Source organism: Pseudomonas sp. 31 R 17 (assembly GCF_900004915.1).
GTDB classification, from domain to species: domain Bacteria; phylum Pseudomonadota; class Gammaproteobacteria; order Pseudomonadales; family Pseudomonadaceae; genus Aquipseudomonas; species Aquipseudomonas orientalis_A.
On the sequence record NZ_CVTN01000066.1, the window covers coordinates 7,522 to 31,613 of the forward strand.

The following is a 24,092-nucleotide window of genomic DNA, read 5'->3' on the forward strand; positions in this document are numbered from 1 at the left end:
TGCCGCGCACGTTGCGCGAGTCGGCCTGGGCCAGGTAGAGCACGGGCACGAGGACGGTCTGGCCGTCGATGACGCGGTTTTCCATCCACACGATGTCGTGGGTCAGGGCGCTGACTTGCTGGCCGGTGAGGGCCACGCCGAGGCTCAGGCGCAGGGCGTCTTTGCTGGCCAGCGCGTTGTCCATCAGGTAGCGGAACTAGTCGGCGTCGCTGTACAGGCCGCCGGCGAGGAAGCGTCGGCCTTTTGATGCCTTGCGCGTTTTTACGCGAAGGACTTATAGTCCGCCGGTCGCCCTCATGGCGATTCAGGTTTGGCGACCTGACGGTAGAGAATGCGCAAGCTGGTGGCTTTTTTGCAGCCACTTGCACGCCTGCAAAGTCGTTTTATGACGGCTGTGCGCGGGAGACCTTCGGGTCTGCCGGTTTTCTCTACTGCCGGTTCGCCAACCTGCGTACGGCTGTCACCCATGCGTTTGGCGACGTTTGAGTGATGGCATTTATCACTTAAGTAGAGAGCTTAAACATGAACCGATACATGCCGCTAACAGGTCACGACTCAACCATTCCCGCGCTGGTTATCGACACGCAAGCGCCCCTTGATGTCCTCCATGAGGCTGCCGCGTATCGTATTCGTGCGGTAACTCAGTTTTTGGAGAATCTGGCATTTCGGGAGGAAATCAGCTGTGATGCGGTTGTGTTGCATGATTTTGCGCTGCTGCTGGCTATACCGCTGCGGGATGGGTGCGATCTGCTGGATGTTATTGGACGGAAATTAAACTCGAAGATCTAAAGCAGAATCCGGGCAGTTAAACCATAACTGCCCGGCCGATATATAAAACCATTTTATTAAAGAACCATAAAAGCAGAATCCTTCCACCAACTCTGCCAAGCCCAGCCAAAACAGCCCTACACCGACCATCTTGATCAAAAAAAATCAAATCACCAAGCTTTTTAGTCGATCACCCGCACTGAGGAGCTCGTCGGCAGATAGCGGATTATAACTAATCACAATCAAAACCCCTTCTTCAAACTCACGTACTTCTTCTACATAATCACTAATTAAATCAACAAGTTCACGAGGTCCCTTTCCAAAAGCACGGAAACACAATTCCTTATCGAAATAATTCGCTGCATTTATACGAAAAACACCATCCCTACCATTGACGTCTTTCTTTGTAGCTTCACAAGCTTCTACCACTAAAGGCCAATCGCTTCTCGTAACACTCCAATCATGCAAAGCCGAGCGATAGGAACCAAACGCCTTAATATATTTAGGAAAAACAACTTTCAACAAAGTTGAATAGTCAACTTTTGAAGCTGTAAATTCAATAAATAGAGTGTCATCAAACTGCGCATCATCTTCCAAATACTTATGATCTCGCAGGGCGTATGAAATTCGACCTTTAACGCCGACTGGAAGTAGCTTATCTAATGACACCGAGGTCACCAACTCGCTTCCAATGGGGGGAACTTTAAGGGAATCGTTCAAACCCCATGGAACGCCCAAATCGCTTACAGCGTTCAAGAAGTTATTATGCCTATCCTCGATAGACTCTGAAAAATTAGGTCTATGTCGAAATTCAAGCTTATATTTAGTCATTAAGGTGCCACCCTTACAGAAATATTTCTGATATTTTGCTCAACAAGGATATCTGTTGCCCTATCAGCTGCTTTTTGATTGGGAAATTCAAAAACCGCCTTAACTCCCGGATTCTGCTTTAGCGCTGCCGATACTCGCTGAACGCTCTGTATCTGTTTGTCAAATGTAGTTAGCGCCGTTTTTCGATCAATCAAGGTGATACCGTTAATATCCTCTATGCCGTCAAACTTCACAAAATTGTTGCCGTTCGGATTGGGATTGTCAAATCTAATTGCCGGGACTGCTTTACGCTGCGATAGAACATCAGAAAATGCCCCTGTTGTACCAGCTTCGAACTTAACGAACGGTTTAGCAAAGTCTCCTTGAGGCTCCTGAACGAAAATCAGACCTCTATTTTCGCCATCTAATTTCCGCGCATCCCTTATAGTCAAAACGTCGACCTTGGAAAGGTCTAACCCACTTCGACTAGGAGCCAGAAGTTCTTTCGTAGCCGCTGCGCTGGACGCATCTCCAGCTAATTTTCCACCAAAATATTTACCTGCCCCGCCGAACAACGCCGCCAGCGCTACCGATTTAGCTGTACTGGTTGCCAGGTCAGACGTCGCACTTGATTCTCCGGGAAAGGTTTCAGGATAAAAAGAAGCCGCAACTTTTTCAGGCTCACCGGACCTGAAATCCGCCGTAATTTGGCTGGCCGAGTCCCAAGCACCCACCATTGACGTAGTGCCCAGTGCACCTAGGCCGACCGGTAAGGCACATGTAACTACGCCGACACAGGCAGGTGACGAAACCAACATCCCTGCATATGCCGCGGCTCCTCCCGTGAGCCCGAGGGCAGTATCCTTGCTCGCGCCAACGACCTGTACGGCCTTGCCATGAGCATTAAGTGTGTCATCGCTCCAATCCTTCCAACTGCGCCCACCGAACTGGCCGGTTGCTTGAAGCAGCGCAATCTCTTCACTATAAGTAGCCCCGCTATCCTGAAGTGCCTTGAACTTACCGTAGGTAGGATCGTCGGTCGGAATCGACTCTGCGCAGCGAGCCAACGCGCAAGCAGCTGCGTTCAAACGATCAGCTTTCTCAGGATGGAACCGTCGCTGTTCATCCAGCGCATCGGTTTGGGATTTGTGAAGAGCATGATTGTACTGCGTTGCGTTTTTCGCCACCCAGCCACCCTTTTCCAACGATTTAGCGTCGGCATCCTGCTGCGTAGCAGCCGCAATTACACCTACGATTTGAGAGCTCATCGAGAGAAGGGTCTTGTTGCCCTTGACTAGGGTGTTCAAGTGGCCAACTACGGCTTCATTGATTCCGGCTGCCAAAGCTCCAGTTTTAAAATCGCCCCCGGTAGCCTCTGCAAGCAAACCACCCACCATCGCATGAACGATGATTTTCGGCGGATATCCGTCGGTCAAGCGCCCTTTTGTATAGTCCCCCACAGCATTAAAGCTGACTGCCGCAAGCGTATTGAATAGCGCGCTTTTCAGCGCGTCACTTCCACTTCCGCCTTGCCCTAAAGCCTTGCCAATAAGCATCGACGTGCCGTTCTGCAACGTCTGATTCGCTGCAAACTGCCCAGCCCCGGCCCATGTGTTCAAAGGCGGAGACGTAATATTCCCTGTCCCGTACTCGGTCTTGGTACCCGTCCAACCATCGAAATACGCGGCAGTCAGACCGGCTGTTGCTCCTGCAATAACGTACCCCCTCATCGCATCCGAAGAGGTTACGTCCTTGAATACCGCGCCCAGGTTGCCTCGGTTATTAACAACACTGACGGTTGCATTGGTCGCTGCCCCTGCTGCAACGGCACCTGCCGCAGCTGAAATGCCGGCCGCCGTTTCTACGGAAATGGTTCCGGCAGCAACCATGCCTCCAGTAGCGGTGCCCATTGCTCCTGCTGCCAGCGGCCCAACCACTGCCGCCATCACAATTGCAATAATGATCTGCGAAGCAGCCCCCAGGCCCGAGTTGCTGTACTTGAAGCTGTCGTGGATCTCCTTGACCTGCCTCCAGTCCACATCACCACGCTTCTCAGCATCCTTGATCCAAGCCAACTGTGGATCGGCCTTAACCATCGCATCAATGGACTGGCGGACGGTCTCCTGATTGACTTGGTTAATGTCGATCTTCAACCCGGCGACAGCTTTGATTGCCACATTGCCTTCGGCGATCAGCTGACTCTGGCGGACGGTCTCGTCGGTGTTGCCCTTGCCCTTGGAAGAAACCCAAAACGCGTTGTTATTGCTCTTCTCATGGCTCTCCTGATGCAGGTCTTTGACCGCTTCAAAAGTAATCGCGCCACCACTGTCCAGAGTGATGTCATTGCCGCTTTGAAGCTTGGCAAGTTGATAGGTCTGATCTCCTTCACTCTTGAGTATCAGGTCGCCGCCGGTCTTGATTTCAGTACCGACGTTAGTAATACGAGTGACCTCGTCGCGCTGGGTTTTCTTGGAACCCCAGCCGCTGTTTTTCTTCATGTCATACAACGTATGCGTACTGTTCTCAGCCGCCAATAAACTCAACTTATCCCCGCTATACAGATAAGCCTCATTCCCCGCACTGATCCTGCTCGCCACAATCGTGGTATCACGCCCAGCCTGGCTGACAAAATCTCCACCCGCCGTCAGCACGCTTGCCACTTGGGAGGTCTGGTCGTCCGAGGTCTTGATGCGTTTTTTGCCGTGCTTTTCCTTGCCTTCGACGTTGTGCATGTCGCTGACCGAGGCGACGTTGAGGTCGCGGCCGGCAGCGATGTTGAGGTCTTTGCCGGCGGTGGCGGTGCTGCCGATGATGTTGACGTCTTGCCTGGCCTGCAGGTTGAGGTTGCCGCCCGCCGTGACGCTGGCGGCGAGGTTTTTGACGTCGGTGGTGATGCTGGATTTCTCGCCGTCGTCGCGGGTCTCGTGTTTGACGCGGGTGTCGCTGGCGGCAATGAGGTTGAGGTCGCGGCCGGCGGTAAGGTTTGCGTCGTTGCCCGCTGTCAGCGCGCCTCGGTTGGTGAGGTCGCGGCCGGCGTCGATGGCGAGGTTTTCGCGGGCGACGATGGTGCCGGCGCTGGTGTCGGTGAGGGTGCGCATGCCGACGCCGTCACGCACCTGGATGGCGGTGGTGTCGTTGGTGACGTCGCCTTTGAGGGCCGTGAGGCTGACTTGTTTGCCGCGAATTTCGCCGGCCATGGCGTTGCGGATGCTGTCCTGGGCCAGCAGGCTCAGGTTGTTGCCGGCCTCGACCAGGCCGCCGGTGTAGATACTGCCGCTGCTGATGGCGGTAAGGTTGTTGCTGGCGCGCAGGGTGCCGACGTTGATCAGGTCGCCGCCGGTGACGAGGTTGAGGTCGCGGCCCTGGATCAGGCTGTTGCCGCGCACGTTGCGCGAGTCGGCCTGGGCCAGGTAGAGCACGGGCACGAGGACGGTCTGGCCGTCGATGACGCGGTTTTCCATCCACACGATATCGTGGGTCAGGGCGCCGACTTGCTGGCCGGTGAGGGCCACGCCGAGGCTAAGGCGCAGGGCGTCTTTGCTGGCCAGCGCGTTGTCCATCAGGTAGCGGAACTGGTCGGCGTCGCTGTACAGGCCGCCGGCGAGGAAGCGTTGGCCGGTTTGCGCGAGGACGGCGTCGCGGATCAGGCGGGTTTCGTACTGGCCGTCACCGAGGCGGCGCCAGGCGTTGTCGGCGTTGAAGCCGAGTTTGCCGAGCATGTAGTCGGAACTGAAGAAACCGGACACCGAGGTGAATTCAGGGTTGGTCTCGATCAGGTAATGGCTGGTGGGGTCGGCGTTTTTGACGAACAGGCCGTACTCGCCCTTGGGCAGTTGGAAGGTGGGCGAGGTGGTGGGATCGACCGGGGCGAAGGCGGTGCCGGTGTAGTCCACCGGTACAAAGCCGCCGCCGGGGGCCACGCCTACGACGGGCAAGACGCTGCCGGGGGCCTGGGCGCTCGGGTCGTTGGCGTGTTTGCTCAGGTTGATGTTGATGCCGCCGACGGGGATGCCGGTCTGGTCGTCGCCGAGGGTGCCGGTCAACTGGGCCAGGGTGTTGTTGTGCAGCGTGCCGTTTTGCAGGGTGCGGGCGACGTTTAGGTTGACCGTGCCGCCCGCCTGCAGGGTGGCGTCGTAGCCGGGGCCGCCGTTGCTGGTCCAGGTGGTGACGTCGCTTGAGTGGACGAAAGGCCGGCTATTGGGCGAACGGTTTTTCAGTTCTTCGAAGCGCGCCTTATCGAAATTGCCCGCCGCCGTGGCCGCATTGAACGCGGGAACGTCGACATAGCGCATGCGCTCAAACAAATCGTCGGGAACGTGCCCTGGCGTGTTGACGACAATCTTGCGCTGCCCCGTGCGCGTGGCGGCGCCCTGGTTGAGCAGGTCACCGGCGGTGATGCTCAGGTCGCCATTGGCGGCCATCAGGCTGTAGCGGTTCTGCACATTGTCGCCTTGCAGCAGCATGTCTTTGCCGGCCACCAGGCGCGCCGATACTGAATCCTTGGTCGCCGCCTCAAGGTACGTTTCGTAGATGGTGATCTCGCCACGTTCCCAGTCGTCTTTCTCGCCGCAGTGTTGCGAACAAACCCAATACAGGCTGCCGGTGGTGAGCGTCTGCCCGAGTTCGAATTCGTCCTTGGCGTTTTCGATTAAGCCTGCATTGATGCCGATGGAGCCTTCGCTTTCGACGGTGCCGGAGCGGTTGCTGAACAGCACGGCACGCCCGCCATCCCGCGCGGCGAAGCTCAAGTTGCCTTTGCTGTAGACATCGCCATAGCTGTTGCTGAAGCCATTGCTGCGCAAGGTCATGTCGCCGCCGCTGAACAGCAGCGAATCGGCGGCATTGGTGATGCCGTTGACCGCCGTGAGGTTCACCGCGCCCTGGGCACCAAGGGTGCCACGGTTGTTGATTTGCGCGGCGGCGATATCCAGTTGCTGGCGGGCGGTGAGGAAGCCGAGGTTGTCCAGGGTGCCGCCCAGGGTCAGGCGGGTATTGGTGGCGGCCAGGCGGCCGCCGTTCTGGCTGAGGTTGTTGGCGGCGACCGTGAGTGTTTGCAGGGCCGAGACGCGGCCGCTGTTGCTCATATCGCCGGTGGTGATGCTGATGTCACCGTCGCTGAGCAGTTCCCCGCCGTTGTCCAGGCTGGCCACGTTGAGGGTCAAGCCCTTGGCGCTGGCCATGCGGTCGCCGGCCTTGAGGGCCAGCGCCTGGTCGCTCTTGTAGGTGAGCACGTCGTTGAGTTGCACGCGGCCCAGGCCGTCGACGTTGCCGAAGGCCCAGTCGGCGCTGCCCATGCCCTGGATATTGCCCTGGCTGCCGGAGAGGCTGGCGGTGTTGAGGTGGAACAGGCCGGTGCCGGCGTGTTGCAGCATGCCGTTCTGGTTGTTGAGGCTGGCGGCGTCAAGGCTGAAGGCCTGGCTGCCGAATTCGAGGGTGCCGTTCTGGTTGTTCAACGCACCGCTGAGGTTGACGCTGCTGCTGGCGCCGCCCAGCGCACGCAGTTGCCCGCTGGCGCTGTTATCCAGGTTGCCGCCGGTGAGGGTCAGGCCCTGGTTGGCCTCGATCAGGCCGCCCTGGTTGGTGAGGGTGTCACGTGAGGTCAGGCTGATCTGATTGCCGCTGACCTGGCCGCCCGCGCTGTTGTCGAGGGTCGCGCCGCTGACGGTCACGTGTTCTTTGCCGAACAGTTTGCCGCCACGGTTGGCCAGGGCTTCGACGGTCAATTGCAGGTTGCCGACCAGGCTGGCCATCAGGCCGCCGCTGCCGTTATCGACGCTGTTGGCGGTGACGCTCAGGCTGTCGCCCTGCACGGTGCCGCCCTGGTTGTGCAGGCTGGCAGTGGTGAGCACGGTGGGGGCGCCGCTGCTGAGGATCAGGCCCTTGCGGTTGCTCAGGTCCTGGCCGCTGTAGGTCACGCCTTCGGCGCCGGCCAGCAGTTGGCCGTTGTCGTTGTTCAGCTGCTGCGCGGCGATGTCCAGGCGCTTGCCGCGCAGGGTGCCGCCGTCGTTGTTGAGGGTGGTGAGTTGCTTGACCAGCACGCTGCGTTCGCCCGCGTCGATCTGGCCGCCGACGTTGGTGAGCAGGTCGCTGACCTTGAGCACCACGTCGCCGCCATCGCTGACCAGCGCGCCTTTGTTGCTGTTGGTGAAGGTCTGCGCGGTGACGTCGACGGTCTGGCCCAGCAGGATGCCGGCGCTGTTGTCGAAGCGCTCGCCCTGCAGTTGCAGCAGGCCCTCGCTCTGGATGCGGCCCTGGGCATTGAGCAACTGGCCCGGGCCCTTGAGCAGCAGGCTTACGCCCTGGGCGCCACCGGCCAGCAGGCCGGCGTTGCGGTTGTCGAGGCCGGAAGCGCGTACGTCGAGGCGGTCGCCCAACATGCGCCCGGCGCGGTTGTCGATATCGCCACCAGCCACGTCGAGCAGCAGTTGCTTGCCGACGATCACGCCGCCCTGGTTATCCAGGTTGGCGGCGTGCAGTTCGATATCGCCCTGCCCGGCCTGCAGGCGGCCCTGGGCGTTGTTGAGCTGTTGCGCGGCGGTCAGCGTGAGCTTGCCGGTGTCGGCGCTCAGTACGCCGCCTGCGTTGCTGCTGAGGGTGCCGGCTGTAACGTTTAGATCGGTGCTGGCCTGGGCGAAACCCTGGTTGTTGTTGAAGGTGTTGGCGACGGTCAGGTTGAGCGCGCCGCCGTCAGCCTGGATCAGGCCCTTGAGGCTGTTGTCGAGGTCGCTGGCATTGACGGTCGCGGTTTTGGCTACCAGTACGCCGTTCTGGTTGTTCAGGTTGCCGGCGTTGACGCTCAGGTCGTTGGCGACGATTTGCCCGCCGCTGTTGTTCAGGTCGGCGCTGGTCAGCGCGAGGCTGCCGCCGGCCATTTCGATACGGCCCTGGCGGTTGTCCAGGGAGGCGCTGTTGAGCGTGGCGGCCTGGCCTTCGCCGAAGCGGATCAGGCCGCCGAGGTTGACGATGGCCGGTGAGCTGATCACCAGGCTCTGCTCGCCGAACAGGCGCGCGGTGGCGCCCTGGTTGGTGAGCTTGGCGCTGCTGACCTCGATATTCTTGGCCTGGATGATCGCGCCCTGGTTGGTCAGCGCTTGCGCCGCGCTAATCGCCAGGCCTCGGCTGGCCAGCAGGTTGCCGCTGGTGGTGACGGTCTGTGCGTTCACCACCAGGTCGCCAGTGGTGTTGCGGGTGTTATCGGCGGCGACGCCGGCTTCGATGATGCCGGGGTTGTTCACGCTGGCCGCGTTGATCTCGATGCGCTGGCCGGCGGCAATGCTCTTGCGGTTGACCAGGTCCTGGGCGCTGCTCAGTCGCACGTTGCCGTTGGCGTAGACCTTGTCGGTGAGGTCGACCGTCTGCGCGCTGACCTTGACGTTACCGGTGGCCGCCGCCTGCGCCATGCTCAGGCGCCCGTTGGCGTCGAGCTGGATATCGCCGCCACTGGCTGCGAGCGTACCGTCGAGCTTCACGCCCACACCGGCCTCGGTGCCCACCAGCTTGATCGCGCCGGCGTACATGCCGCCCAGGGCCGACGAGTCGATCGCCAGCTCGGGTTTGGCGCTGCCGTCATCGGCGCGCACGGTGGTTTTCAGGCTTTGCGCATCGACGTCGTTACGCCCGGCGATGACGTTGAGTTCGCGGGCGTTGATCTGAGCGTTGATTTTGGCGGAGCGGGTGATGATGTCGAAGCGCTCGACATTGCTGGCGTTCAAGCCTTCGCCGTCGATGGTCACGGCACCGCCATCGACCTGGTAGCTTTTCAACTGGCCGGTCGGGTCGATGACCGGCTTACCCGTGGTCAGGGTCACGTTGGGCGTATTGATAAAGCCGCAACCGCTGCACGTCACACCGTACGGGTTGGCCACGATGACCTTGGCCGACTGCCCCGCCACTTCGGTATAACCGCGCAACTGACTCGCGCTGCCGCCGTTGACTTCGTTGAGGATGACGTTGGCCGCGCCGCCCTTGAGGTTGGGGTTACCGACAATGATCCCGCCCAGTTGGGTGTTGACCATAGGGCCGTTGCCATTGTTCAGGATCACGCCGTTGGGGCCGACGTTGTAGTCCTTGAACTGGTTATGAGACAGACCCGCGCCGTTCGGCGTGGCGATATTCACCACCGGCACACCATTGCCCGCCGCGCCCACCGTGGTACCCGGCGCACTGACCACAATGCCCTCGGCCTGGGCCAGCAGCGGCTGCCAGAACAGCGCGTTGGCGAGAATCAACGCCAGCCCGCGCTTGGGCAGGCCGAAGAATGCGTTTCGCGGCTTCAGGGCAGCAGAAGGTTGGCGGGCCAGGAAGGCGAATTGTCGAACATCCATTTTCGTAGTCTCGTTGCAGCGGGCATTAAGGACATGCGGCAGTAACCGGCGCTGGGGACTCGCTCATTACTGTCGACATGTGATCGTCAGGCTGGCTGGAGATAGAACGTCAGTTCTTATTTCCATATCGAGAAATGCCATTACTTAGCCATCAGATCGCCGAATAGGTTAGTACAAGGAAAGGGGGAAAAGTTCGCGAGGGATGTGTGAATTGGATCCCACTTATCGGAATTTAGGGGTGGGGTTGGTTTGAATAGCGTTGGCGCAGCGGACGAGTGGGATTGACTCAGTTGCTGCCACGTCAGTGGAGGCCTACCTGAGTTCGGGAGAAGCGGCCGAAGCTCAGGGAGGATATCTATTGTTTTGCGCAACTAGTCGATGGGACTTCTGCGACAGGGCCGGGCGTCTCTAAACTGGAGTGCTCTCATTGTGGCGACTAGGCCTGGAATACTGGCGATTCTGCACAGATTTTGGACGACGAGGTGCGCCATCAAAAGCAGAGCTTAGGATGAGTTTGTCGGGATCCCTCAGGGTCTGACCACTATTCTTCTATTTTTTTAACTCAAACTTTTTCGGGCGTCCTGACACACCCGGTAAAACTCTTTTACCTAATATCTTCGCAATCTCTGACGCGAACTTCTGATCCCCCAAAACGTAATTACCGTTCGTAGAAGATCGAATTTGTTCTATCAATTCAGGTGAAAGCCGATCCATGAATATAGACCGGTAAGCTTCGGCTCGTTGCGCGGCGCCGCTACCTAACTCGCTATAGACTGCATGCGGGCTTATAATGCCTGATAACTCGCCCTGTGCGTTTGCACTATAGCTGGTCCAGCGATAGTCGCCCGAATGAGCAACCATACCCGCTCTGACGGGTTCATTTCGATATATCGATAGCAAGCTAAAACATAGTTTTCTTGTTGAACCAAACAGGAGCGGAAACGGCCTCCCCACAAAGTGCCCGTTCGTTGATATGTTCGATTGACATATTGAACGTAGCGCTGCCCCAGCCCCTCCATAAGTAGGCCAGCCCCCGCGCAGCAGGTGGGAGTCAACAACAAGTGAACATAATTTGTCATCAAGCACAATGCGTGAACTTTACAACCATACAGCGCAGCAAGCACGGCTAATGTATTAATGTAAAAATATAGTTTTTATCTGAATAAAAACACGCAGCCCGTTTGTTTCCCCGCTGAATAATATGCAACGGGATATCCGGCAGTAAAACCCTGGGACGGCGAGACATATAAATCCCTAATTGGATAAGAGCTTATAGCTTAGCCGTCGATCACTAGGCCGACACAATAAAATAATTACAAAAAACCAATCATGCTTTAAAAGAGCAACTCTACCAAACTCCAAAAACGCTAACCGTGGTCCACCCTATTCTTCCAAAAAATAAACCATATTTTTAAAGAGCAACTCCACTGAACTCTAAAAAACGCAAAACGTGGTCTAAACCCTATTCCCTCTATTTAACGCTCAACCTTGTATACCTATCACTAATATCAGAGTAATTAATGGTTACAGAATTAACGTCATCAACAACACAATTCCATTTTTTACCGAACTCGTACGCCAACCATAAATACATCTCCATCGACCCTTTTGAGTGTCCCAACTGCATTTCAATCATTGTCCTCGGCGTGGAACCTAACAAAGTCTCCCATTCGAAAATATCTTGAGCATCATAAAAACCTATGAATTTTTCGGAGGTGAGTAATGACACATACAAAGTCGCCTCGCCCCAGCTTAATACTCCGCGACTACGTTTACCGCCGCTGACGATTCCACCTATAGAGTGAAGAAAATCAGCGAACGTGTCTTCATCAATTTCCACATCCGATATAATTGCTGCTGAGTCGCTCACAACTATAACCCCCCTTTTTTGGCCCCATACTCGAATAACTCTTCGACGCTATTAATTACTTTAACGCCTATCTTTTCATAAGCTTTGACCTGCTGCGGCTTAACCACGTTCGGAGCAAAAAGTATGACTTCTTTACGATCAGGGTTAAGCATAGTGTTATTTTGTAACTTCTGTAACTGTTCGATTTTTCCAGGCTTCGGACTGCTGGCAACCTCAATGATAAAACGAGGTGTTTCAGCGTCTATCTCGCCAATTCCCACAGGCTTTCCGTCAAAAAAACCGGATCTGAATTTGCTTTGATAATCCAAAAGCATCCCTTTTTCGCTCAATGCCCTTCCGACTTGTCCCTCTAAAACCTCTCCCGTGACATCTGATTTAAGTGCCAAGTCAATTTCATTATCAAACCTTCCTGGAACAACCGTAATCGGTCTCCCGGCTAACCCAGCTTCGTTATCAGCTGCACCAGCCCAATTTTTTCCTGCAATCAGCTCACCGGACTTAGCTGCGCTGTTTAACTCGGTACCTGATGCAAGCCTCTTAATCGCAATACTCTCCAAAACAAGTTCGAAAACAGTCTTGGCACCCCGTGCAGCCGGTACCACAGCCGCCAGAATGTCGAGCTCAGGCGTGACGTCTTTAGTCCCCTTGATCGCAATGTCCGCCAACCGCTGCGATGCATCCGTAACACTCGACTCATACGTCGACAACCCCGATAGCTCGTTTTGGTGCTGAGCCGTCTGCTCTTGACCGTACTGCCGCCATTGATCGTAGACCGCTCCGGGGCCGTAGACATTTGCCGCATTAAAAAGGGTAGGGTCGTTTTTCTGACTCTCTGTGGCACCGAAGGCGTAGACCTTCTCGCCCTTGACCATAATGGGCGTGCCATCTTTCCAGGTCAGCGGAATTTCCTGTGCGGCTAACTGGGCAACGATTCCCTTGGCCGTGTTCAGATCTTCCATGAATCGCTCGGACTCAGTGTCCTTGCCCTTGGATTGCTGCACCAGTGCATTCAAGCGTGCTTCGTCAGCTTTATCGACCGCACCGCCTGCGGCAATCATCAACAAATCAATCCAACGTGTACTGGACTCAGCCTTGCCCTGTTTTTCCAGCTCTTCGGCCTTCTTCTCCAGAATTGGCACTTCCTGGGTCTTGTGCAGGCGGCGGTTGAATACTTCAACACTATTAGCCGTTCCACCAGCCACTATCGAACCGTTTACGCCATTACCAGCACCTACAACAGTGCCCACACCCGCCGCAATCAACGACGCCAGCGCATCTTGATCCGTACCCTTGATTTGGTTTTTTTCCAAAGCATCTGTAATCGCCGGTATCAACGCGGCTGATGCACCTGCACCTAGTGCACCGCTTTGAGAGCTACCGCTGGACAACCCAATTGCCGCGCCAGCCAACGCATGCAACATCACCCGCGCCGCACCACCCTCGGCCCACGCGGCACGTGTGGCCGCATCAGATTTCGGATCTATGGATCTGGCCTGAGCGTAGTCACCTATCTTCTTAAAGATGTCACTTGAGGAGGTATTGGCAACAATCCCGACGGCTGTACTTCCTGTCGCTCCTCCTAACCCCGCTGCGATCAAACCGGTGGCGATATCAGCCATCACACGTTTGTCACCACCCACCTGCCAGCCCTTGGCATCCAGATATGCCGCGTTTGCCGCCAGTGCTGTTTGCTCAGCATAGGGGGAGCCCGCCCTAGCCTGATCATCTGCCTGCTTGCTCAATGCTGCGGCTTTACTCGCCTTGGCTTCGGCAACTTTGTTGATCACGGTGCTCGACAGTTGCGCCGAGCTTTGGATCAAGTCGATCCGCTCTTGCATGGCCTTTTCGTCAGGCCGGTCGAGCGGCTTGTTGGCGTTGGCAGTGTCACGGTTCAAGCCGACCAAGTCATTGGCCCCGGCCGCGTTCCTTACCTCGATTGTTCCCGGGTTAACGGCGCTACGGGTTTTGTTGCTATCGGACTCCTTGAGCAGCAACGGAATCGTACCGCCCACGCCCGAGCGCGCATCGGTGAACCCTGCTGTCGCGCCGGAATAGCTCAAGCTCGCGGCCTGGCTTTTGATGTCGCTGTTGTTTTTGATATCGCTGACCAGCAGACGATCAGTACTCAGGTAGTTCTTGTCGTTGCTGGCTTCGCTGGCGATTACAGCGCCCTGAAGCGTGGTGTTTTTACCCACATTGATGTCATATCCACCCTTGCCGGCATAAAGGCCGGTTTGCTGGGTCACCGCGTTGTAATCGCTGTTCATTTTGTTGCCGGCGATATTCGCGGAGCCTGAAACCATGGAGCCCAGGCAGAAAGGTGGCACGCAAATGCTCACACCAACACCGCCGCTGGTTTGCTTGTTCTTCTGGCTCGCTTCGTCCTGGCGAGAGGCGATGTTCAAGTTGCCGCCAACCTGCCCCTTAATAGCATCGGCATGCACCTGCGCGCCTGCCAGTGTTGTGTCCTGGCCACTCTTGAGGACGAGAAGACCTGTCTCCACCGTACTATTGACTTGGGTGACTTCATGGCCGGTTCCCATACCCTTGGCCATCTGCGCACCCAGGTCCAGCACGAAACCGCTCTGTTCACCAAAACTGAGGCTCACGCCGATGCTGGTCTTGTTATTTTTATTCTGGTTGTCCCAGTTCTTACGGTCCTGAGCGCTTTCCAGGATGACGTCATTCTTAGCCTGCAACAGCGTGTCTTTGGCTTTGATGCTGCTGCCGATCACATGCAGGTCACCTACGGTGCCCGGTGCATCGCCGGTTGCCACGATCGCCAGGCCACCGCCACTGTTGAGGGTCGATTGCTTCACCGTCTCGGCGTTGTACTCGCTAGTGCTTTTCTTGCGGGTATTCGCGAGTTCAGTACCAATCTTAAACACGGACCCTTTGCTATTGGCGGGCTTGCCGTCTGAATCGTTGGCCGCCTCATTGCCGCCACCCAAAGCATCGTAGACCGAGAGCGCCGCCTGAGCCCCTTTGACGGCCTTCAAACGGCTATCGTCGGCCTTTTGAACGGCCTGCACATCGTTACGAATACTCTTGTAGGTGTCGACCACCACACCACCGATCACCCGCCCAACCGCCAAGGTCTTGGAGCTGTCCTGACTCATTTGGTTAGCCGTTTCTGTTCCGGCAACAATGGTGACATTAGAGCCATTGAGCGACATATCTTTGGTGCTTACCAAATCACTGGCAATCACCTTCAGTTCACGCCCGGCGACCAGACTTACATTGCCGGCGCTGGACCCGACGGTGCTGCCCGTCAACGTCGTTTCGTTGGCTGTGCCGTTGTGTTTCTGGCTATTGATGAACAAATGTTGATTGCCGGTGGCGTCATCCAGACCCAGCTTGTTGCCCGTCAACACACCCGTGAGGTCGCGATTTTTTTCTTTGTGCATGTCGGTGCGCGAGAACGTGTTCTGCGCGGCATCAATAGTCAAATCACGCCTGGCCTGCACAACCAGATCATCCGTGCTCACCAAGGATGAACCAGTGACTTTGATGTCCCGTCCGCTGGCAACGCTTACCGTATCGCCAGACACCATACTGCCCACGGCAGTAGTGCGCTTCTCGTCGACTTTGTCTTCAACCTTGCTCGACTTGAACCCGCCCCAACTGCTTTTGCTTTCTTTGCGTTCGTGCCGGGCGTTGTCGGAGTTAGTGACCGCAAGAATGCTGACATCCTGGCCTGCGACCAGTTGCGCCGCGCCTTTTTCGGCGGTGACGGCGCTGCCGGCCAGCAGCAGGTTTGCCCCCGCCACGACGGTGCTGTTGGTGCCCGCGCTGACCAGGCTGCCGACATTGTTGACGGCGGATGTCTCATCCAGGCGGAATTTTTTCCCGGACGAGGTCTTCTTGGTTTTGCTGTAGAAGCTGTAGTCCTGATTTTCAGCCGCCTTGAGGGCAAGGTCGTTACCCGCAACCAGGTACGCTTCTTTGCCCGCGTTCACCTGGCTGGCCACCAGTTGCAGGTTCTGCCCGGCGCTCAGGGTGGCGTCACCGCCAGCCTTGAGCACGGTCGATACCTGCTGAACATGGTCTTCGACACTGGTCACCTTCTTGGAATTAAACGCCGAATGCTGTTCATTCGCCGCCGAAGCCAGGTTCACATTGCCCTTGGCTACCAACGCCAGATCACGCGTGGCATTCAGCTGGCTGCCGATGGCGCTGATGTCCCGTGCCGCCACAATCTGGAAGTCCCGCCCGGCTTCTACCACCGTGCCGTACTGGGTCACGTTGCTGCTGCGTGAGTAGGTGCTGACGACATTGGCGTTACGTTGTTCGGCGGTGACGAGGTTCACGTCACGCCCGGCCTGGATGCGGGTGTCGGTACCGCTCTTGAGTACACCGCCGGTGCTGTTGACGTCGCGACCGGCTTGCAGGGTCAGGCTGTTGGCGGCTTCGATGCGCGCGGCATTGTCGACGAAGTCGCTGCGTTCGGTGCGATAGCCGCTGCTGCTCTGGTGGCTGGTGACCGTGCGTTCGTTGAGCACATCGCCATTTACCGCAGCGGCGCTGACGTCGCGCCCGCTGATGATGCCGCCGGCGCGGTTGGTGAGGCTGTTGCCGGCGAGCAGGTCGAGACGGTTGCCCGCTGCGATGAGGCCACTGTTGACCATGTTGCGCCCTGCGCTGGCGGCCAGGTTATTGGTGGCGCGCAGGGTGCCGACGTTGGTCAGGTCTGTGCCGCTGACCAGGCTCAGGTCGCTGCCGGTGATCAACGCGCCATTGGGCGCCAGGCGGTTGTTGGCCTGGACCAGGTAGAGCACCGGCACCAGCACTTGCTGGCCGGCGACGGTGGCGTTTTCCATCCACACGATGTCGTGGGTCAGGGCCGCGACTTGTTCGGCGGTGAGGCTTACTCCCACCGACAAATTGAGTGCCTGACGGCTGCCGATGGCGTTGTCCATCAGGTACTTGAACATCGCCGTGTCGCTGGTTTGGCCGTCGATGAAGCGCTGGCCGGTGCGGGCAATGACCGCTTGCTGGATCAGGCGCTGTTCATAGAGGCCGTCGCCCAGGCGTTTTTGCGCCTGGTCGGGGTCGTAGCCGAGTTTGGACAGCATGTAATCGGAACTGAGGAACTGGCCGAGATTGGTCAGCTGCGGGTTGGTTTCGATCAGGTATTTCTGTGGGTTGGAGACGAACTGGCTGTCCGGCAGGCCTTGCACGCGGTTGAGGGTGACACCGTCGGCCGAGGTGCCGGTGCCGGCTACCACCGGCGCGGAAACCGGGGCTCGGTCTACGCTGCCGCCGCCCAGGGCCCAGCCTTGCGGGCCGGTACTGGCCGGCGCGCTGGCGCTTTGGCCGCTGAGGCGGAACAGGCCGCCCTGGCCGCTGGGCAAGGTAAAGCCGGGCAAGCTCAGCGGGTTGATCTGCTGCTGGGCCAGGTCCGGAGGCAATTGCGCGTTGAGGGTGACGCGGGTCGAGTAACCGTTGGCGGCACTGGCGCCGGTTGCGCCGGTGGTGGTTTTTGCACCCGCCCCGATGTAGGTGTAACCCGGGCGCACCACGCTGTTGTCGATACCGGCCTGCGCCTTGACGTCCACCGCGCCGCCAGCCTGAATCACGGCAGCGTAACGCTGATCATCGCTGGCGATTTTGGTGACTTTGCCGAACTGGGTGCGCTCGATCTCCATCATGCCGATGAAGTTGGCCACCGTGGCCTCAAGGCCGCCGAGGTCATTGGGGTTGTAACCGGCGCTTTTGTACCAGTATTTGCTGGTGAGTGCGGCGGCTGCATCGAACCAGCGTCCAGGGTGCTTGGTGCGCTCTGACGTGAAAAGACGATAGGTCTCGGTCTCGCCGGTTTCGATGCCGGTGTTGACCAGGTTGTTCAGGCGCGCGGTGAAGTTACCGCCGGCCGCGATCGAGCTGCTGCTGTTGAGCAGGTCGCCACCCGCCAGGGTCATGTTGCGCCCGGCGGTGATACTCGAACCGGCACTGGCGGCGGTCACTTCCAGCTTGTCGCGGGTCAGCAACTCCCATACGTAGTTGCGCGGGGTGCCGCCTGCTTTGCAGTCACCGGCGTTGACGTACTTGATGCACGCGCCCTCGGTGGCCGAGGCGGTGTAGACACCCGCGTCGTTGACGGTGAGTACCGCACGTTCGTTTTTGATCGTGGCGGCGGTGAGGGTCAGGTCACCATCACTTTGCATGCTCGATGAGCTGTTGATAATGCTGTCGGCCAGGCCGCCCTTGCCGTCGCGATCGACACTCAGGTTGCCCATGCTGTAGAGGTCGCCGTAGCTGTTGTTCAGCGACGCCACGCGCAGGCTCATGTCGGCGCCGCTGAAGATCAGGCCGTGGTCGTTGAGCAATGCGCCGGTGTTGACCGTGAGCGTTTGCCCGCTGCCGAGCGTGGCGTAGTTGTTGAGCGCGCCCGCGTTGATCAGCAGGTCGGTGGCCGAGGTCAGGCGGCCGCGGTTGTTCAGGGTGCCGCCGAGGGTGGCGCGGGTCACCCCACCGCCGGCGATGCTGGCGGTGTCACTCAAGTTGGCCTGGGCGGCGGTCAGGTTCAGTTTGCCCAGGCTGCTGATGCGCCCGCTGCTGTTGAGCGCGCCGCTCAAGCTCAGGTCGAGGTCGCCGTCGCTGGCGATAAGGCCGTTGGTGGACCAGTTGCCACCGCTGCCGATAAAGCGCCGGGCGCCGAGCAATTGGCCGGTCGCGGTCTGTTCGAGGCTGTTGACGTTAACGGTCAGTTGCCCGGCCTGGATCACGCTGCTGTTGGTCCAGGTGTCCTGGGCGATGGTCAGGTCGCCACGGGTGACCAGGCTGCCGCCCACATCGTTGAGATTGCGCGGCGCGATGCCGAAGGTGCCGGTGCCCACATGCAGCACATTGCCGCCGAGGTTCTGCAGGCGGTCGGCGTCCAGGGTCAGGTTGGTGTTGGCCGCTTCCAGCACGCCGTTGCGGTTGTCGAACAGCCCGCCAATGGCGAACTCGGTGGTGCCGCTGTTACCCAGTGCGCGCAGGCGACCGGTCTGGTTGTCCAGGCTGGCGGCGCGGACCTTGAGGGTGGATTCGCTTTCGATGATGCCCAGGCGGTTATTCAACGCGCCGCTGAGGTCCAGGTCGATCTGTTGGCCGGCGATCTGGCCATCGTTGTCCCCGCTGTTATCGAAATCGTGGCCGACCACGCGCATCAGGCCTTTGGCATAGAGCCCGCCGTTGCGGTTGTCGAAATTGCCGGTGGTGACCAGTGCGTTGCCGCCCTGCGCGGCGATGCGCCCGCCGTAGTTGTCTACGCTGCCGGCTTGCAGGTTGAGGCTTTGCCCCTGCATCACGCCGCCCTGGCGGTTGTTATTGAGGTCGTAACCGTTGCGCAGCACGCCGATCACTTGGGTTTGCAGTGCGGCCTTGAGGCTGGCGAGGGTGCCGCCACGGTTGTCGAGGCTGGCCGCGTTGACATGCAAGTCACCGGCCTGGGCAATCAGTTTGCCGCTCTGGTTATCCAGCGTGTCGGCCACGTTGGTGGTCATGCCGCCCTGGCTTTGCACGGTGCCTTTACCATTGTCCAGGCGGTTGGCGGTGAGCAGCAGGTCGGCGTTCTGGCTGTAGATCAAGCCGTCGTTGCCGTTCTGCACCAGGCCGCCGGCGGTCAGGCTCAAGCGTTCGTTGGCGGCCAGGGTGCCACGGTTGCGGTTGTCCAGGCCGCCGGTCAGCAGGGTCAACAAGCCTTGGCTGGCGATCTGGCCACCTTGGTTGTTGATCTGCGCCGCGCGGCTGATCAGCAGTGGGCCGCCGCTGGCCAGTTTGCCGTTGGTGTTGGTCAGGGTGGCGAGCAGGTCGAGGGTGGTGGCGGTGCCGCCACTGATACTGCCGGCGCTGTTGTCCAGGTTTTGCGTGTTCAGGCTCAAGGCCGCGCCGCTGTCGATCACGCCGCCCTGGGCGTTGTTCAGCAAGCCGCCGACGGTGAGCTTCTGCCCGGCCGCGCTGGAAAGTACGCCTTTGTTGCTGTTGTCCAGTTCGCCCACGTTGACGGTCAAGGCTTTCTGGCTGACCAATGCGCCGCCTGCGCTGTTGAGCAGGCTGGCGGTCAGCGTGGCATTGAGGTCGCCGTATCGGCTCGACAAGGTGCCGCCGTTGCGGTTATCCAGGTTCGCACCGCTGACCGTCAAACCCTGCCAGCCGGACATCAGGCCATTCTGGTTGATCAGGTTTTCGGCATTGAGCACCAGCAGGTTATTGCTGATCAGCTTGCCGTTGCTGTTATTCAACGTGCGGCCTTTGAGGTTCAGGGTTTGCGCGCTGGAGAGTTCGCCGCCCTGGTTGCTGAGGTCACGCAGGTGGTTGATGCTCAGGTTGCCGGCGGTGGTGATCAGGCCACCGGTGTTGTTCAGGTCGCCGGTGGCGGTGCCGAAGTCCAAGGCAATCGCGCTGCCCAGCAGCGAGCCGTTCTGGTTGGCCAGGCTCGCGGTATGGATGCTCAGAAGGTTGGCTGCGTTTATCAGGCCCTGGGCCTGGTTGGCCAATGGGCCGCTCACGTTGAGCAGGGTGTCGCCACGGCTGGTGAGGGTGCCGCCGCTGTTGTCCAGGCTGGCGGCGCTTGCGTCAACCGCAGCCGCAGCAATCATACCCTTGACGTTGGCCAGGGCCTGGCCGATGCGCAGGGTCAGGGCGGCGTTGCTCAGCAGTTTGCCGCTGCTGTTATCGAGGTTGTCGGCGGTGAGAGTGAAGGCCTGGCTGCTGGAGATTTCGCCGCCCTGGTTATGCACATCCTTGAGGTTGTTGAGCATCAGCAACGGCGCGTTGATCAGCCCGCTCTGGTTGTTGAACTGACCACGGTTGAGTTCCAGGGTCAGGGCCTGCGCGCTGGTGATCTGCCCGCCTTGCTGGTTATTCAGGTCGGCGGAGCTGATGTGCGCGGCCTGGCGCGCGCTCAGGGTGCCTTTTTGGCTGTTGTCGACGCTTGCGCTGGTCAAGGTCAGGCTGCCGTCCGTGACCAGGCGCCCGCCCTGGTTGTCCACCGCGTCACGGGCGGTGATGCTCAGCGGGCCGGCGCTGGAGAGCGCGCCACCACGGTTGACCAGGGTGCCCGTGGTGAGGGTAAGCAGCCCTTCGCTGCTGATCAGGCCCTGGTTGCGGTTGAGCAATTGATCGACGTTCAGGTTCAGCCCAGTGCCGGCCACCACCAGGCCGCCATCGCTGTTATCCAGTTGCGTGCCGTTCACCGCCACGCCCGCACGGCTGGACAGCTCGCCGTTGCGGTTGTCGATGTTGGCGACGTCGATCTGCACGCCGCCGGTGCTGGCGACCAGGCCTTTCTGGCGGTTGTCCAGGCGATTGCCGGTGAGGTGAAGAACGCCCTGGCTGGTGACGCGCCCGTTCTGGTTGTCGAGCGTGCCGGCGTTGAGGCTCAACGCCTTGCCCGCCGTGACCAGGCCCGCGACGTTGTCCAGGGTGGTCACCGTCAGGTTGGCCGTGTCCAGGCTGGAGATTTCGCCGCCGGTATTTTGCACCGTGCCCAGCGTGGCAGTCAGCGGCCCGTTACTGGCGATCAATCCACCCTGGCCGTTCTGCAGCGCGCCGGCGTCGATAGCCAGCGCGGTGTTGCTGAGGACTCGGCCGTTGTTGCGGTTATCGACGGTCGCCGCCGTGATGCGAGTGCCTTGCCGGGCGCTGAGGGTGCCGCCCTGGTTGTTCAAGGCCTGGGAATCGACGCTCAAGCTGCGGCTGGCGATCACGCTGGCGCCGTTGTTGTTGATGGCCTGGCCGCGCAGGCTGACGTCGCCTGTGGTGTTGCGGGTGTTATCGGCGTTGACGCCGGCTTCGATGATGTCTGCGTTGGTCAGCGTGCCGCCGCTGGACAGCGCAATGCGGTCACGTGCGGCCAGGCTTTTGCGACTGTTGAGATCGCCCTGGGTTTGCACCTCCAGAGCGGTACCGGCATAAATCGGTCCCTGGGCGTCAAGGCTGGCGGCTTTGACATTGATTGCGCCGCTGGCGGCGGTTTGCGCCATGCTCAAGCGCCCATTGGCGTCGAGCTGGATATCCCCACCACTGGCCGCCAAGGTGCCGTCGAGCTTCACGCCCACACCGGCCTCGGTGCCCACCAATTTGATCGTGCCGGCGTACATGCCGCCCAGGGCCGACGAGTCAATGGCCAGCTCGGGTTTGGCGCTGCCGTCATCGGCGCGGGCGGTGGTTTTCAGGCTTTGTGCATCGACGTCGTTACGCCCGGCGATCACGTTGAGTTCGCGGGCGTTGATTTGTGCGTTGATCTTGGCCGAGCGGGTGATGATGTCGAAGCGGTCGATGTTGCTGGCGTTCAGGCCTTCGCCATCGATGGTCACCGCGCCGCCATCGACCTGGTAGCTTTTCAGCTGGCCGGTGGGGTCGATGATGGGTTTGCCGGTGGTGAGGGTGACGTTGGGGGTGTTGATGAAGCCGCAACCGGCGCAGGTCACGCCGTACGGGTTGGCCACGATGACCTTGGCCGACTGCCCCGCCACTTCGGTATAACCGCGCAACTGGCTGGCGCTGCCGCCGTTGACTTCGTTGAGGATGACGCTGGCCGCGCCGCCCTTGAGGTTGGGGTTGCCGACAATGATCCCGCCCAGTTGGGTGTTTTGCAGCGCGCCGTTGGCGTTGTTGAGAATCACGCCGTTGAGGCCGACGTTGTACTGCTGAAACTGGTTATGGGACAAGCCTGCGCCGTTGGGCGTGGCGATGTTCACCACCGGCACGCCATTGCCCGCTGCGCCCACCGTGGTACCCGGCGCACTGACCACGATGCCCTCGGCCTGGGCCAGCAGCGGTTGCCAGAACAGCGCATTGGCAAGGATCAGCGCCAGCCCGCGTTTGGGCAGGCCGAAGAACGCGTTTCGCGGCTTCAGGGCGGCGGAAGGTTGGCGGGCCAGGAAGGCAAATTGTCGAACGTCCATTTTCAGTTTCTCGCTGCGGCGCAACGTTGAATTACAGGAACAAATCCAGGCGGAAGTAGATCGGCGCTTCGCGCTCGGTGACGACTCCGGGTCTTTCCAGCGAGTGGGCAAAGGTCACGCTGGTGCTGACGTTCTTGCCTCGGGCGAACAGCTCCAGGGAGTTGCTGGACACGCGGCCATGAACGTTGTCGTTGTAGCGGTCGTTGCGGATCACGCCCTGGTCGTAGCCGACGCTGGCGCCGTATTCGAAGAAGGCCGGACGCATCCAGTCGAGGGTCACCGGGCGCGCCCAGCGCACTTCGTTGCGCCAGTAGCCGCCGCTGTCGCCGGTCAGCAACTGGTCCTTGAAACCGCGCACCGAAGCCGAGCCGCCGAGGCTCATGCGCTGGGGCGAGAACAGCGGGTCTTCACTGCGTTGGCCGGTGGCCAGGCTGCTGAAGCTGAACGACTCGCCCCACAGGCTGAACGGTTGCAGGTAGCTGACGGTGGCGGTGTATTTGCGGTAGCGCGAGTTCGGCTGGCGGCGGCCGAAGGCGTCGCGCTCGTCCTGGGACTGGGCGTCGAGCAGGCCGATACCGTTTTGCATGCCCAGGTCCAGGTTGACGAAGGCCGTGCCGATACGCCGACCGTGGTTGACGCCCAATTGCAGTTCGCTGAGGCGGTTGCTGCTGGGCGCGGTGCGCACGTCGAGGATGTAGTTGTTGGTGCGCAGGTGCGCCAGGCCGACGTTGACCGAGGTCTTGCTCACGTCATCGCGGTGGATCACTCGTTCGGCGCGCAGTTGGTGGTTCTGGTTGTCGCCGTCCTGCTTGTATTTGAAGTCATCGGTCACGCCGAAGGTGCGGTAGTCGCTCTCGCTGTAGGTGTAACTGAAGTTCCACCAGCCCCACGGCACGTTGTAGTAGAGCATGGTGTTTTTCGAGGTTTTCTGGTGGTCGCTGATGGCGTCATGGCCGCCGCGCAGAATCAACTGGTCGCCCAGACCCAGTGGGCTGTCCCACTCAAGGCCGGCGCCCCATTGCTGTTCGCCGGTGCTTTTCTGGCCGTCGTTATTGCGCGACAGGCTGGCGCGCCAGGGCTTTTGCGCGGTGTTCTTGACCACCACGTCGCTGCCGCCGACTTGCTTGCCGGGGGTCAATTCCATTTGCGCTTGTTTGGACGGCAGGCGGTTGAGCTGGTCCACCAGTTGCTCGATTTCGCGCAGGTTCAGCGCTTCGCCGACCTTGCCGGGAAAGGCCATGGCCAATTCGCGTTCGGTCACGGTGCTGCCTTCGGCGCTGCGCAAGGCTTCGAGCTTGCCTTCCACCACCAGCACTTGCAGGTGGCCGGTGGAGAGGTCCTGCTGCGGCAGGTAGGCGCGGCTGGTGACGCGGCCTTTGCCGAGGTAGTAGTCGGTGATGGCCTTGAGCAGGTCGTTGAGCTGGG

General features: G+C 59.5%; 7 protein-coding genes and 1 pseudogene. 1 reads left to right on the plus strand and 7 read right to left on the minus strand.

Annotation, left to right across the window (positions count from 1 at the left end):
• Nucleotides 1–250: pseudogene (locus BFP89_RS29380) on the minus strand (hypothetical protein); the annotation flags it as partial.
• A gap of 284 nt (nucleotides 251–534) precedes the next feature.
• Between BFP89_RS29380 and BFP89_RS16215 the strand changes: the two are divergent.
• On the plus strand, nucleotides 535–789 hold the full coding sequence (locus BFP89_RS16215) for a hypothetical protein (RefSeq protein ID WP_065886467.1): 255 nt from the start codon (nucleotides 535–537) through the stop codon (nucleotides 787–789).
• Between the two features lie 144 nt (nucleotides 790–933).
• On the opposite strand, the gene BFP89_RS27595 is transcribed toward BFP89_RS16215, so the two are convergent.
• The 6 genes from BFP89_RS27595 to BFP89_RS16235 form a co-directional block, all read right to left on the minus strand.
• Nucleotides 934–1,599, minus strand: coding sequence for a hypothetical protein (locus BFP89_RS27595; protein ID WP_083208083.1), 666 nt, complete (start codon nucleotides 1,597–1,599; stop codon nucleotides 934–936).
• Entirely contained in the window at nucleotides 1,599–9,902 is an 8,304-nt protein-coding gene (locus BFP89_RS16220; protein ID WP_256097359.1) for a two-partner secretion domain-containing protein, read from the minus strand. Before BFP89_RS16220 ends, BFP89_RS27595 begins: the two co-directional genes overlap by 1 nt.
• A gap of 785 nt (nucleotides 9,903–10,687) precedes the next feature.
• Nucleotides 10,688–10,981, minus strand: a complete 294-nt coding sequence (locus BFP89_RS29385) for a hypothetical protein (RefSeq protein ID WP_256097360.1) — start codon at nucleotides 10,979–10,981, stop codon at nucleotides 10,688–10,690.
• 392 nt (nucleotides 10,982–11,373) lie between these two features.
• A complete protein-coding gene (locus BFP89_RS16225) occupies nucleotides 11,374–11,772 on the minus strand; it encodes a hypothetical protein (RefSeq protein WP_065886468.1) in 399 nt (132 codons plus the stop codon).
• A gap of 2 nt (nucleotides 11,773–11,774) precedes the next feature.
• On the minus strand, nucleotides 11,775–22,667 hold the full coding sequence (locus tag BFP89_RS16230; RefSeq protein ID WP_083208084.1) for a hemagglutinin repeat-containing protein: 10,893 nt from the start codon (nucleotides 22,665–22,667) through the stop codon (nucleotides 11,775–11,777).
• A gap of 31 nt (nucleotides 22,668–22,698) precedes the next feature.
• On the minus strand, nucleotides 22,699–24,092 hold a 1,394-nt coding region (locus BFP89_RS16235; protein ID WP_065883225.1), incomplete at its 5' end, for a ShlB/FhaC/HecB family hemolysin secretion/activation protein.

Excerpts from the sequence above, each read along its gene's own strand:
- BFP89_RS16215 (WP_065886467.1), top strand. The coding sequence starts at position 535 with ATGCCGCTAACAGGTCACGACTCAACCATTCCCGCGCTGGTTATCGAC.
- BFP89_RS27595 (WP_083208083.1), bottom strand. The coding sequence starts at position 1,599 with ATGACTAAATATAAGCTTGAATTTCGACATAGACCTAATTTTTCAGAG.
- BFP89_RS16220 (WP_256097359.1), bottom strand. The coding sequence starts at position 9,902 with ATGGATGTTCGACAATTCGCCTTCCTGGCCCGCCAACCTTCTGCTGCC.
- BFP89_RS29385 (WP_256097360.1), bottom strand. The coding sequence starts at position 10,981 with ATGACAAATTATGTTCACTTGTTGTTGACTCCCACCTGCTGCGCGGGG.
- BFP89_RS16230 (WP_083208084.1), bottom strand. The coding sequence starts at position 22,667 with ATGGACGTTCGACAATTTGCCTTCCTGGCCCGCCAACCTTCCGCCGCC.